Consider the following 12,410-nt stretch of genomic DNA (forward strand, 5'->3'; position numbering starts at 1 on the left):
CTTCACAGGGTGTTCTGGCGGGTGGCGGGGCCGGCGGGTGCGGGCACGGCGGGTGGGCCGGGGGCGGTGGTGAACTGGGCGGCCTGCGCCTGGAACATGGCGGCGTACCGGCCCCCCTGGGTGAGGAGCTGGTCGGGTGTGCCGGACTCGATGAGCTGTCCGCCTTCCAGGACGTGGACGAGGTCGGCCATGCGGACGGAGGCCATACGGTGGGTGATGAGCACGACGGTGATGCCCTGGTCGGCCAGTTCGCGGATACGGGAGAAGGTGGCGAGTTCGGCCTCGGGATCGAGCGCGGCGGTGGGTTCGTCGACGATGAGGATGGGGGCCTCTCCGTAGATGCCACGGGCGATGCCGATCTTCTGCCACTGGCCGCCGGAGAGCTGGTGGCCGCCCTGGAAGCCGCGGGCCAGGAGGGTGTCCCAGCGGCGGGGCAGGGACTCGATCACATCCTTCGCTCCGGCCTTGCCGGCCGCCTGCTCCAGCCGTTCCTCGGTGGCGGGCAGGCTCGGGTTGCCGACGGCAACGTTGACGCGAGCGATGAACGGCCAGCGGAAGAAGTCCTGGGAGACCAGGGCGAAGCGGGAGAACACCTCGGCACGGTCGGCGGTCTTGGCGTCGGTGTCGTCCCACCGGATGGTGCCTGCCTGGGGCTGGTACAGGCCGCACAGGAGTTTGGAGACGGTGGTCTTGCCCGAGCCGTTGCTGCCGACCAGGGCGGTGACCTTGCCCAGCGGGATGGTAAGGCTCAGCCCGTTCAGCGCCGGCTGGGCCGTACTGCCGCCCGTTTCCTGCCCGGAGGCCGCATCCTTGCCGGGGGTGTCGCCGGTGTGGGGGTAGGTGAAGTGGACGTTCTCGAAACGGATTTCCTGCGGGTCCGGGGGCAGTGGCCGGCCGCCGGAGGGGATCTCCCTACCGGTTGCCTTGGCGATCACCTCGTGCAGGTCACCGACGTAGAGGGAATCCTCGTGCATGCGGTTGAGGTGGGAGACCAGTACCTGCAGAGAGCCGGTGCCGCTGCGGATGGCCGCCACCGCCGCGCCGGCGGCGGCCAGGGCAACGGCACCGGACCACAGCAGCCAGCCCAGCATCAGGTAGGTGACCGCCGAGGTGGCTCCGGCGGCTGCGGCGGCGATCAGCTGGGTGCTGGCGTCCGAGCGGGCAAGGCGCCGCTGTTCGCCCAGGTAGTCGGCGGCCATCTGCCCGTGGCTGTCGAGCAGGAACTCGCCCATGCCGTGGACGCGTACCTCCACTGCGGCCTTCTCGTCAGTGAACAGCGTGGCCAGGATGCGAAAGGCACGGGAGTGCTGCAACCACCTGCGGAAGGACAGGTGATGGTTGCGCGCGATGTACAGGGCCGACCAGGCCCGCGGCGCGACCATGGCCATCAGCATCGGCAGCAGCACGGGGTGCAGCGTGGCCAGCACGCCCCCGGCTGTGACCAGGGAGATCAGACCGCCGACGACCTGCGTGGCATGACGTACCAGCTCCCGCGCTCCCTGCGCACCGTACTGAGCCGACTCCAGCAGCTTGCGGAAGCGGTGGTCCTCCATCGCCTCCAGCTCCACCCGCACCGCCCGGTCCATGAACCGCTGGCGCGCTTGGTGCTCCACCTGGGGTCGTAGCCTGCCCTCGGCGTAGGTCGTCACCGCCCCCAGCAGCGCACCTGCGGCCAGCGCCAGCGCCATCACGACCGCAGCCGGGGCCGCCGCCTTCACTCCCTCGGCGATGTCCTGCGGATCCAGCACCGCAGCCAGGACCACCTGCACCTGCAGCAGCACGACGGCCTCGGTGATCCCGCGCCCGGCTTCCGCGGCCATCACGGCCATGGTGGCGCGCCGGTCCACATCCCAGGCCAGCCGCAGGGCCAGGGCCAGCATGCGCGGCAGCTGGCCCACGGTGCGGCGCAGCGTCGCCCGGCCGGCGTCCTCCTCGTGGTCCACCCACCGCTCGTCGTACTGCAGCGGTCCGCCGAACAGCGCGCGCTGGGTGGAGAACCGCTGCGCCCTTTCCTCGTCCGAGGTGGGCTTGTCTTTCCTGCGGCTCAGCCTCACGGTTCCTCCACATGGTTGATGTCGCCTGCGGCCCCTGCCAGCGGGGCCCGAGGCAGTTCCCAGCCCAACGGGCGCGGCCCGGCACAGGAGGTCAGGTGCTGGCCACCGTCCGAGGCGACCTCCAGCCGATACGCCTCGGGCCGCCCGGCCCGTACCCACCTCGCATGCAGCGCTTCGACCTCGTCCCAGATGTCGCGCTGTCCGGCGTGTTCGACCTGCCATGCCTGGCCGTCGGGGCGCACTGCGGCGAAGGAGTCCTCCCCCGGTGCGATGACGGTGAGGTGGTCGGCCTGCCGGTCCTGGACCAGGCCTGGCGCCAGGTGCGCCAGGGCCAGCCACAGCCCGTGCTCATCGGGGCCGGGCGGGGCCAGCGCGGTGCGGCGGCGCCGCACGGGGAAGGCGGCGAGGCGTGCACGGTGGCTGTGGGCGGAGAGCCAGCGCCAGCCCCGGCCGGGCCGGTGCCCCCACCCCAGCGCCGCCACTTCCCCTTCCAGCCGCCCGCTTCGATGGCGCCGCACCGTGCACCGCCCCAGCCAGAACGGGGAGGCGGTGGTGAGCGTCGCGAGCAGCAGCCCGCCGGGTGCCAGCTGCTCCAGCCACGCCGGCGGCAGGCACCGGACGGCGAACCCGGCGTGCAGCCGGTCATACGGCGCGCCCTGCGGGTGCCCGGCCAGTGCGTCCCCGGTGACCACCTCCAGCGGGTATCCAGCCGCGGCCAGCCGTTCCCTCGCCGCCTGCGCCACATGCGGGTCGCACTCCACCGTGGTGACCGAGTCGGTGCCGGCCAGGTGGGCCGCCAGCGCCGCAACGACACCGGCGCCGGTGCCCGCATCCAGCACCCGCAGCCCCGGCTCCAGGCTGCGGTCTTCCAAGGTCGTCGCGGTCGAGGACAGGACGCTGGTCGTGGCCGTGACATCCCCGCCCTCCACCCGCCCGCGGTCCGGGGTGTTCATGGGCCGGCCCTGCCACTGCACCGCGACGCTGCGCTCGCCGTGGATCCGCTCCACCCACTCGGCCCGATCCTGTGGCCGGGTGCCGTCCAGCACCTGCCACCACCACCGGCCCGGCTGCTCCGGCTCCTGGCGCAGCACGTAGATCCACGGCAGGAGCTGCTCCCTCGGCACCGCCAGCAGTGCCCGGCGCACCGCCGTATCGTGCAGCAGACCGTCCGCGACCAGGCGGTCCACCATCTCCCGGCGGGCGTGCAGCACATCGGCGCCGCTCAGCGGCGGCCGTTGGGGGGTTTCCGGCATCGGCAGCGTCTCCTCCGCGGGCGGGTGGGCCCTGGCGGTGGTGTTCCGGCAGAGGGTGTGCTCCGAGGATGCTGGTGACGTGGCTGCCCACCGTGTTTCTCCTCCGAACTGCTGAGCGGACATGGGGTCAACGACGGCTTGCTGGTGCCGGTTATGGCCGGGCATCTGCTGGTCGTTGTCCTGCCCCGGCCGTCGGTTTGCTGGCCGGGTGCCCCACGGNGGGTGTGCTCCGAGGATGCTGGTGACGTGGCTGCCCACCGTGTTTCTCCTCCGAACTGCTGAGCGGACATGGGGTCAACGACGGCTTGCTGGTGCCGGTTATGGCCGGGCATCTGCTGGTCGTTGTCCTGCCCCGGCCGTCGGTTTGCTGGCCGGGTGCCCCACGGTGGGTGAGGAGAAGGGGCGGGCGCCGGGGGCGCCTGCGTGGAAGGAGGCATCCGGGTATCGGCTCGGGTGGTGCACTTGGCCGATGTTCCTGGTGCGGCCCCACGAGTGTGAGGAGGGCGGGTGGCAGAAGGTTGGTGCACCCTCGCCGTTCCCGGTGGGTCAGTTTATCAACTCTGTCCGTGCAGGGCGGGGATGTGGAGCAGTCCGCAGCCATAGGCCCGGCCTCGGCCCAGACCTTCCACCAGGGCGCGGGCTGCGGCGACGGGGTCAGTGACAGTGCCGCNACCCTCGCCGTTCCCGGTGGGTCAGTTTATCAACTCTGTCCGTGCAGGGCGGGGATGTGGAGCAGTCCGCAGCCATAGGCCCGGCCTCGGCCCAGACCTTCCACCAGGGCGCGGGCTGCGGCGACGGGGTCAGTGACAGTGCCGCAGTTCTCTGACGCCTTCGGCGGGCGTGTCAGCTTCCGGCGGGAGGTGTGGTGGGTGAGGTGACGGCGCCGTGCCCGAGGCAGCAACGCAGCCGGTCCTGAGCTGTCTGCACTGCGCTCATCAGGTCACTGCGCAGGGGTTCCGGAAGAAGCCCGGAGTCGAGTCCCGCGGTGCGGACCAGGCTGGTCAGAGCATGGTGCTGGCTGGCTGTCATGGCGTGTCGAAGCTGTGGGTGGGTGAGTGCGTCCCGGGCCGCGTAGCCGTCGGTGTGGGCCATGGCGAGGACGTCCGTGAGCAGTTGGGGTATCCGGCCGTCGGTGTGGCCTGCTGCCAGGATCAGCGCCGCGATGCCAACCCGGGTAAGGAAGACGGTCGTGCCGGGGACGGGCCGCCGCCGCAGGGTGAGCGCTGCGGTGAGCATCGCGTCGATGTGCGTCGCCGGTGCGGAACCGGTGTCTTGGCACATGATGCGCAGCAGGTTCCGTACTGCTTCTTCCCAGGGTTCGGAGGGGCAGCTGTTCTCGACCAGGGCGGTCGCTTCGTCGTGTCGTCCGTTCTGGGCGCGGGCGAGGATGGTGGTCTGCCGGCCGTCTAGGAGCCGGGCGCCGACGCCGCGGTGGGTGGCTGCGGCTTCGGCGGCTTCGTGCCAGCGGCCGGCCTGGGTCAGGGCGCGGGTGCCGTCGGCGAGGAGTGCCGCCCACACCAGGGTGCACACGGTTTTGTGATCGCCGGCGGTACCGGTGATGGTGTGCAGGTCGACGGTTCGTCCGGTGATCTCGACGGAGGACTTGGCGCGGGCGGCGCTGAGGAGAGCTTCGAGCATGGCGTAGGCGCTGCTGCCGTCGCCTTCGCGGATGAGTTGCCGGGCGATGTTCAGGATCGGCTGGAGGGCGAGCTTCACCGCCCAAGGGGGAAGCGGCCGGGCCTGGTCGAACACCGCGTACTGGGACCAGCACAGGGCGCGGGCGAGGTCGGGGACGGCGCAGTCGGAGGCGATGAGGGCTGCTTTGTTGCAGACCTCGGCGGCGCGGATGGCCTGCTGCTGAATGTCACCGGCAGCGGGCTGCGCGGCCAGGTCCTTCAGCTGTCGGATCCGGGCGTCAAGGGGTGGTGCGGGCGGGCGGGATCGCTGGACGAGCGGGAACCAGGACAGAAGCCGGTCGTTCATACCGGGGCTCCTTGCGCGCTGTGGTCCTCGGTGGCCGGGTCGGGGCCGAAGACGACGGCTTTGGCGCCTGCGGCGAGGGTGGCCTGGGTCGCGTGCGACAGCCCGAGCCTGTTGAAGGCGAAGATGATGTGGTGGGCCAGCACCGCGCGCAGTCCGCGGTGCAGCCGCCCGGCGTTGGCGAGGGCGGTGAGGTCCTGGCCTGTGGTGGTGAAGGCCTGCGGCCAGTCTGCGGGAAGGTTCAGCGGGGCGACTTCGCGGGTCAGCTGGGTGATGTCGGCGGTCATCAGGTGCCGCAGACCGCTCCGCAGGTTCTTCAGCCGGTGGTCGGGCTGGGGTGGGGGAGGGTCGCGGTGGTCGGCCACGCGTGCCCAGACATCGCCCTGCTCGTACCAGTCGAGGCCGGCGGCGCGCATCAGGGCTGTGCACAGCAGGATCGCCAGTTCGCGGCGGCGCGGCCGGTCGGGGTGGCGGGTGAGGTGGGCGATCAGGTGGTGGCTGTCGAGGTGGAAGAGCCGGTGGGCGCAGGTCATGGCCTCCGGTCCGCCGAAGGCATGGGTTTCCGGCTCGTAGATCACGGGGGTGACGGCGGTGATGTGCCGGGCGCGCTGGAGTGGGCCGAGGGTGTGCAGGAGGTGGTTCTCGGCCGTGGTCGGGTCGCCCGGTGGCTGGTAGCGGATGCGCCAGCCGGGGGTTTTGCGGAGGAAGAACCAGGGGCCGATGAGGCGGGTGGTCTCGGTCGTGGTGAGGCGGGGGACGAGGTGGGTCAGGGCCGTGTGCTCGGCGGTGTCCCAGTCGGGAAAGGTGATGGTGATCTGCCGCCAGCTGGTGTCCATGTCCGTTCGGCTCCATCTCGTCTATGCCAGGACGAGGAAGGTGTCCCAGCCCGATATGGGGACGGCGTCGGTGCCGAGGGTGTGCAGGGCGAGCGCGGTACCGGCGGCGCCATCCAGGAGTTCGGGGTCGCGCTGGCCGAGGTGGGTGATCTGGCGGGTGAGCCGGTCGGTCAGGCGGGGCAGCTCGGCGGCGAGGGCGGGGTCGCGGGCGTCGGTGGCCATCCGCCAGGCGGCCTGGAGCAGTCCGGCGGTTCCGTGGCAGAGCCCGGTCCCGGTGAGCATCTCCAGCTGGTCCGGGTCCTGGAGGGTGGTGAGCATGGCCCGCTCGGCGGTCTTCCGGCGGCCGGGGTCGTCCAGGGCCATGCCCGCGAGTTGCTGGGCGCGGGCGGTGCCGGCGATGCCGTAGCACCACGAGGGCCGTGGCCGCAGCGCCGGATCGACGTGGTGCCGCTGGGCCTGGTCGAGGGTGATGAAGCCGGGCCACCAGGGGCCGGTGGCGTCGTGCTGGAGCCATCGGTCCATCCAGGCGCAGATGCGTTCCACCGCGTCGCGCGCGCCGGGGAGAGCCGGGCCGCTACGGAGGGACAGGGAGAGCAGGGCGAGGACGGAGCCGATGCCGTGGGCCATGCCGAAGTTCCCGTGCCCGCCGGGATAGTCGGGGCTCACGTCGCCGTGGGGCGCCACGCCGGTCCACCACGCCGGGAGGTCGTGCTCCTGGAGGCGGGGTTCGGTCAGGCGTACCAGGTAGGCGAGGACGTCGGCGGTGATCGGGTGGTCCGGGTGGCGCCTGAGGTGGTAGGCGCCCAGTCCGGCCAGCCCGCGGATCACGTCGAACTCCTTCATCTCCGGAGGTTCGCCGCGGTCGATGCGGGCGTGTGCCTGGGCCAGGCGGCGGCGGGTGATGGTGATCGTGGCGTCGTCCAGCTTCTTCAAGGCGTGCTGGTACCGCGCGGTGGGTCCTGCGGTGGCGTTCATGGCGTACGCCAGGGCAGGTGCTCCCATGTAGAGGCTGGCGTTGGCGGCGGCGGTCAGGTTGTCGGCGGCGGCCGAGGACAGCCAGGTGTGTACGGTGGCCCAGTCGCCCCGGCCGCAGTGGGCGCGTTCGATGTGGAGCAGCGCGATGCCTGCGGCGCCGCCCGCGAGGGACTGCGGCCACGCCCGTTTGCCCGTCGGTGCCGTTGTCCAGGCGGTGCGCGGGTCGGACAATTCCTCGGCGAGGACATCTGCGGTAGGGGGGTCGGCGTCACGATGCTCCTCTGGTTGCGCGGGCTGACCAGCTGAGTGCGGCGGCGCGGGCCAGGTGCACGCACAGCCGTTCGGCATCCATGTCCAGGCCGGCCATACGGGTGTGGTGCAGATGCAGCAGTTCCGGGAGCAGTGCGGTCACTGTGACTGTTCCCGCGGTCGCGAGGGCCCGTCGGTAGAGGCTCAACGCCGTGCGCCGCCGGGTCCACTGGGCGAGGATCTCCTCGCCCCCGGGCTGCTGGGCCAGGTTCGTCCGGCCGTGGGGGTTGGCCAGAGTGATGGCCTGGTTGTACAGGCCGCGGTCCGGCGCCGTGCCGGCGGGCTGGGCGCGGTCGATGAGCCACCGCATGGCTTCGCGCGGGGTGCCGATCAGGCCGGTGATGAGGTCGAGCATGCTGGCTGCGGTCAGGGCCTGCCGGTCGGGCCCGTTCTTGGCCGCGCAGGCGGCCAACTGCGCGGTGGCGGTCCGGGAGTCCGCCGCGAAGTAGGCCTCGGCGGACTGCCACACCTGAGGGCCGCCGAAGCGGGCGGTTTCGGGGAAGTCGGTGTCCCACTGCACCCGGGCCAGCAGTCCGTTCTGGCGCAGTCTGCGGGTCCAGGCGGCGATCGCCGCGGCGGCTTCGGCGGCCCGGCCCTCGGGGACGGTCAGGCGCAGCCGCAGGTGATCGTCGGGGTCGCGGTAGGGCAGGAACCACCATCGCGTCTCGCCACCTTCAGGGTCGCGCAACCGGTGGAGAAGGTCCGGCAGGTGGCGGGTGAGGATGCCGGCATAGTGGCCCGGGTGCGCGTAGAGCTTGATGAAGAACCGCCCGTCGCAGCCGGGCAGCCGGCCGTGCTCGCGCCCCGCCACAGGTGCGCCGTGCAGCCAGTACGGTGCAGGTGAGGGGCTTGTGGTGGTGGCGAGGGGGATGACGACTTCGTGAGGGTGGCCGTCGATCCAGCCCGCGTCGGCGGCGGTCTCGGCACGGAGTACCACCGTGCCCTCGCGCCGCAGGTCGGGGCGCAGCAGGGCCCGGTGCGAGGGCTCGGCCAGGTTCAGTCGCAGGCGCTGGTCTCCGTCACCCAGGTAGACGGTGTTCGGCACTGCGGCCAGCTCGCGCCAGGCGGACAGGGACTGGTCCCACTGAGCCCAGTTCGTGGTGTGGTCGGCGAGGTCGGCGGCGGTGAGTCGCCAGCGGGCCGGGGACAGGACCGTGCGCCCGTAGCGCAGCGCGGGCAGGAACGGCAGGCAGGCCGCCGCTCCCCAGTCGAAGGTGGTGCACGGGACACTCAGCGCGTTGGTGGCTTCGGTGAGGAACCGCACCAGCGGATGGATGCGGCGGGTCGGCTCCACCGCGTTCATGGTCACGAACTCCAGTGGCCGGCGCCGTGACCTCGATATCAGGTACAGGCGGTGGGCGTCCGCGGTGACGGCGATGTCCTTCACGGGCACCAGGTCCGTTCCGCCGGGGTGGTGGAACTCGCCGAGACGGACCGCGGCGGGCATCACCTGGGGGGCCCGGGCGACGTTCTCGGTGCTGACATACAGCGGGGGCGCGCAGATCTGGACGGTCAGCGCGTTCTCCGTCGCGGTGGACGCCGTCGCATACGCCGAAGCCATCCGCTCCCAGTCGCACCTGTCCAGCAGGCCGAGGAATCTGCCGGTCATCGTTCCGGCGGACCGTGAGACCCCGACGACCGCAAGGGTGAACTCACCGGCATCCAGGGCACGAGGGCTTGGGGAGCCGATGCGCACGGTCAGTTCCGTGGTCGGCTGAACGCGCAACTCCGGGCCGGACTCGCCGAGGTCGGCGACCATGGCGTCGTCCAGCACGATTTCGCGGTGGCGGCGCAGGGCGGCATTCTGCACGAGCGCCAGCAGCTTGGTGTCGCGCTCGCTCAAGGCAGCGGAGGCCGGGGCGGGTGGACCGCCGAGGAAACCGGCGGGGTAGCCCAGGCCCGTGGCGCTGTCCACGGCGTCAAGGACCGGCACCACGGCGCGCGGACCATAGCGCTCCAGGAAGCGGCCGTGCCAGGCCATCCAGGCACGGGAGAGCGCGAGGCGGCCCGAGAGCCGGACGAGCACGGTGGCCGCCTGCGCTGCCTCAGCCGCGACCGCCGGGGGGATCGTCACCTCGGCGTCCAGGCACAGATCGACCGACAGCACCGGCCCGGAGCCCTCGCTGAGGTCGCGCATCGCCGCAGCGACCTCAGCACGCTGCTTGTAGGCGACTTCCGGGTCCGTGCCGCTGTTGTGCTGTCCCAGCGCGCGGGCGATCTTGCGCAGCTTCGCCGAGGGGTCGGCCACGGTGGCGCTGCCCTCGGTGGCCGTGGTGCCGAGGATGGTCCACACATGGGCGAGGGGTTCCGTCGCCGTGACCGCCGGGCGGAGGTTGGTGACCAGGAGACGCTGGGCGATCAGATCGGACAGGAGCCGGTTGATGGTCGCCGCGGGGACCTGGGGGAATTCGGCGGCCAGCTTGGCCGCAAGATCCGCCGTGCGGACGGGGGCGCGGGCGGCGTCCAGCGCAGCCTTGACCGGTGTGGTGAGGCGGGCCCGCACGTGGGCCGGGGTCCCGCCGCCGCTGCCGGCAGGGCGGTGCTCCAGCACCACATGACCGTCCCGCTCCACCGCGAGCGGATGGGCCTGGACCATTAAGCGTGAATGGAGCGCGCGGTCGGCTTCCAGGCGCTCGATCACCGTCGCGAGCCAGGTGGCATCGGGCCGGGCGATGGCGTGGTGGCCGGTGCCGATGCGGGCAGCCGGCGCATCGCCGATGCGGGCGGGCGCTACTCCGGCGAAGAGACCGAAGGGGGTGGCCCGGCCCGAGGCGCGCAGCACGTAGCGCATGAGGGCCACCACCGCCTTGCGGACGGCCGGTTCGGGCAACTGCCGCCCCTCACAGATGTGCCCGACGCGACGTGCCAGCACCGGGCTGGCCTGTTCCAGAGCGGCGGGGAAGCCGGGCATCTGCAGGATCTGCTCCAGCCACGGCCGCCACGACGCTGCCCCGTTGCCCTCGCCGGTCAGATCGGGCCAGAACGGGATGCGGCGATCCGGCGGCCAGGCCGCCGCCCGCAGCACCGCCGCATCGATGTACTCGTACACCAGCCATCCCCTGTCGCCGCGTGGTGTCCGGCCGCGACTCGCGGCCGGACACCACGGTTTTCGTACTCCGGACCGCCTACGGGCAGGTCGTGGAACAGGCGGACTCGCAGGTCTCACCGCAGCCGTCATCCGTCATCCGGATGAGCCTGTCGGCCTCGGGACCGGACTCGACGATGGAGACATCCAGATCCCAGCCGTCGACCATCCCCTCCTGGCCCTCTACCGCCGCGGGGACCGTAGCCACCGCTTCCTCGGACTGCACGGACACAACAACCTCCCTGATAGTTGGGTGGTGCACACGGCCCCGCCCCGGCTCCCCGCCAGGGCAGGGAACCTAGGACCAGGAGATCTCGACCGCCCCGAACCGCTTCGCCACGACCCCCGCAGAGGGCTCGGCCGTCCCCTCGGGCATCCGCACGTACCGGATACGGGCCGCCCCGCGCCGCCGGTGATCGGAGGCCCACCGCCGCAGCAGGTCCACATACCGCGCGGCGACCGCCTCAGCCTCGGGCCCGTGAGCGAACACCCCGCTCTCGAATCCGCCGGTCTCCTCATTGGGCCGCTTGGTCCGGTACGCGAAGCTGCCTCCGACGACCAGCGCCGGGACACCGCGCGTCACCGACAGCGCGAGTACGCCCTGGTCGACCAGCTGCTTGCTGCCGTGCAGCATCACCATCTGAGGCGTACTGGTCGCCAGAAACAGCTCCAGCTCATCGGGCATGTCGAACGCGGCACCGGACCAGACCTCCAGCCGCGGCGTGTGCACGGCGGCAGCGAGAGCCTCGGTGTCGAACTCCTGACGCTGGTCATCGACCTGAAGAGCGATCCCGTCCGCGATCGGAACAAGCCGCTCGGTGTAGGCGCCGCTGCCCTGCATCGGCACGAAGCCGCACAGCCGGTAACTGGCACTGACCAGCCCGCCGTCCTCGCGGTCGAACGCGAACGACCGGGTCAGGCCTCGCATCCGCAACGGGACGACGATCCTGCCACGTTCGGACAACTGCTCCAGCCATGCTGGCGGGATGTCCCACGCCCCCGCTGTGACGATGATTCGGTCGAACGGTGCGTGCTCGGGCACGCCGCCGTCGGCGTCGGCCAGCACCACCTGAACCCGGCCGTACCCGGCCGCGTCCAGGCAGGCGCGGGCGCGCTCAACGATCTCCGCGTCGATGTCGGCGGTGACCACCGTGCCCGCCTCACCGACGAGCTCGGCGAGCAACGCGGCGTTGTACCCGCCCGAGCCCACTTCGAGTACGCGCATCCCCGGCTCGATCTCGGCCTGTTCCAGCATCACCGCCTGGATATGCGTAGCCGACAGCGAGCTGAGAGCGTTCCCGGATCCGTCGCGCTTGATCACCAGAGCCTTGTTCGCGGCATACGCCGACTCCAGCGGCTGGTCGGCCGCGAAAAGGTGCCGGGGCACCGTCGCGACAGCCTTCGCGACCGCCTTGGACTGGAGCACCCCCATCCCCTCCAGTTCGCCCACCATGGCCGCTCGCAGCGAGGCCGCCGTGTCATCGGTTTCTCGGACCGTAGTCATGTCATCACCCTAGCCAGCTGTGATCGCGTTTACGGAAACGGCAGAAAGAGCCGGGTCCCGGCTCGTACGGGGCAGCGGAGCCGCAGAAGTTCACGCTGCTGTTAGGCGGGCGCGGTCGTACAGCATGCGCAGCAGCAGCGGACTCCGCCGCCCCCAGGGGATGCGCGCGGGCGGGGGTGGTTTTCTGCTTCGTGTGACTGGCTGGCAGGTGCCTGTGGCTGGGGGCGTGGGGGGATGTGGTGCTGTGGCATTCGAGCAGTACCTGGCGGTGGTGTTCCGGCAGGGGGTGTGCTCCGAGGATGCTGGTGACGTGGCTGCCCACCGTGTTTCTCCTCCGAACTGCTGAGCGGACATGGGGTCAACGACGGCTTGCTGGTGCCGGTTATGGCCGGGCATCTGCTGGTCGTTGTCCTG

At 71.6% G+C, this 12,410-nt stretch carries 9 protein-coding genes and 1 pseudogene; all 10 read right to left on the bottom strand.

The annotated features are described in order from the left end of the window. Positions 1 to 2 precede the first annotated feature (2 nt). The 10 genes and pseudogenes from GQS09_RS00855 to fxlM all read right to left on the bottom strand — a co-directional run bounded on the left by GQS09_RS00855 (position 3) and on the right by fxlM (position 11,996). Positions 3 to 2,054, bottom strand: a complete 2,052-nt coding sequence (locus GQS09_RS00855) for an ABC transporter ATP-binding protein (RefSeq protein ID WP_313895932.1) — start codon at positions 2,052 to 2,054, stop codon at positions 3 to 5. Continuing rightward, positions 2,051 to 3,307, bottom strand: a complete 1,257-nt coding sequence (locus tag GQS09_RS28920) for a methyltransferase domain-containing protein (protein ID WP_243760989.1) — start codon at positions 3,305 to 3,307, stop codon at positions 2,051 to 2,053. Before GQS09_RS28920 ends, GQS09_RS00855 begins: the two co-directional genes overlap by 4 nt. 554 nt (positions 3,308 to 3,861) lie before the next feature. Further along, positions 3,862 to 3,972, bottom strand: a pseudogene (locus tag GQS09_RS30205) (type I-E CRISPR-associated protein Cas6/Cse3/CasE); the annotation flags it as partial. A 35-nt stretch (positions 3,973 to 4,007) separates the two neighbouring features. Continuing rightward, on the bottom strand, positions 4,008 to 4,208 hold the full coding sequence (locus tag GQS09_RS00865; protein WP_093841367.1) for a type I-E CRISPR-associated protein Cas6/Cse3/CasE: 201 nt from the start codon (positions 4,206 to 4,208) through the stop codon (positions 4,008 to 4,010). Continuing rightward, positions 4,151 to 5,290 carry a hypothetical protein gene (locus tag GQS09_RS00870; RefSeq protein WP_165983992.1) on the bottom strand — a complete coding sequence of 380 codons (1,140 nt, stop codon included), beginning with the start codon at positions 5,288 to 5,290 and terminating at the stop codon, positions 4,151 to 4,153. The genes GQS09_RS00865 and GQS09_RS00870 overlap by 58 nt, the downstream gene beginning before the upstream one ends. Further along, entirely contained in the window at positions 5,287 to 6,123 is an 837-nt protein-coding gene (locus GQS09_RS00875) for a thiopeptide-type bacteriocin biosynthesis protein (protein WP_165983993.1), read from the bottom strand. The genes GQS09_RS00870 and GQS09_RS00875 overlap by 4 nt, the downstream gene beginning before the upstream one ends. Positions 6,124 to 6,144: 21 nt before the next feature. Further along, positions 6,145 to 7,329: a lanthionine synthetase C family protein gene (locus tag GQS09_RS00880; RefSeq protein WP_243760990.1), complete on the bottom strand. Its 1,185-nt coding sequence runs from the start codon at positions 7,327 to 7,329 to the stop codon at positions 6,145 to 6,147. A 37-nt stretch (positions 7,330 to 7,366) separates the two neighbouring features. Continuing rightward, positions 7,367 to 10,456, bottom strand: a complete 3,090-nt coding sequence (locus GQS09_RS00885; RefSeq protein ID WP_165983995.1) for a lantibiotic dehydratase — start codon at positions 10,454 to 10,456, stop codon at positions 7,367 to 7,369. 76 nt (positions 10,457 to 10,532) lie between these two features. Beyond that, positions 10,533 to 10,700 carry an FxLD family lanthipeptide gene (locus GQS09_RS00890; RefSeq protein ID WP_245834535.1) on the bottom strand — a complete coding sequence of 56 codons (168 nt, stop codon included), beginning with the start codon at positions 10,698 to 10,700 and terminating at the stop codon, positions 10,533 to 10,535. Positions 10,701 to 10,790: 90 nt separating this feature from the next. Next, complete coding sequence (gene fxlM, locus GQS09_RS00895) at positions 10,791 to 11,996, bottom strand: methyltransferase, FxLD system (protein ID WP_165983996.1); 1,206 nt, start codon at positions 11,994 to 11,996, stop codon at positions 10,791 to 10,793. Positions 11,997 to 12,410: the final 414 nt, after the last annotated feature.

The organism is Streptomyces sp. YIM 98790, assembly GCF_011421595.1.
In the GTDB taxonomy this organism is placed as follows: domain Bacteria; phylum Actinomycetota; class Actinomycetes; order Streptomycetales; family Streptomycetaceae; genus Streptomyces.

What these genes read in the sequence shown, in the direction of transcription:
- GQS09_RS28920 (WP_243760989.1), bottom strand. Translation starts at nt 3,307, where the DNA reads ATGCCGGAAACCCCCCAACGGCCGCCGCTGAGCGGCGCCGATGTGCTG.
- GQS09_RS00870 (WP_165983992.1), bottom strand. Translation starts at nt 5,290, where the DNA reads ATGAACGACCGGCTTCTGTCCTGGTTCCCGCTCGTCCAGCGATCCCGC.
- GQS09_RS00875 (WP_165983993.1), bottom strand. Translation starts at nt 6,123, where the DNA reads ATGGACACCAGCTGGCGGCAGATCACCATCACCTTTCCCGACTGGGAC.
- fxlM (WP_165983996.1), bottom strand. Translation starts at nt 11,996, where the DNA reads ATGACTACGGTCCGAGAAACCGATGACACGGCGGCCTCGCTGCGAGCG.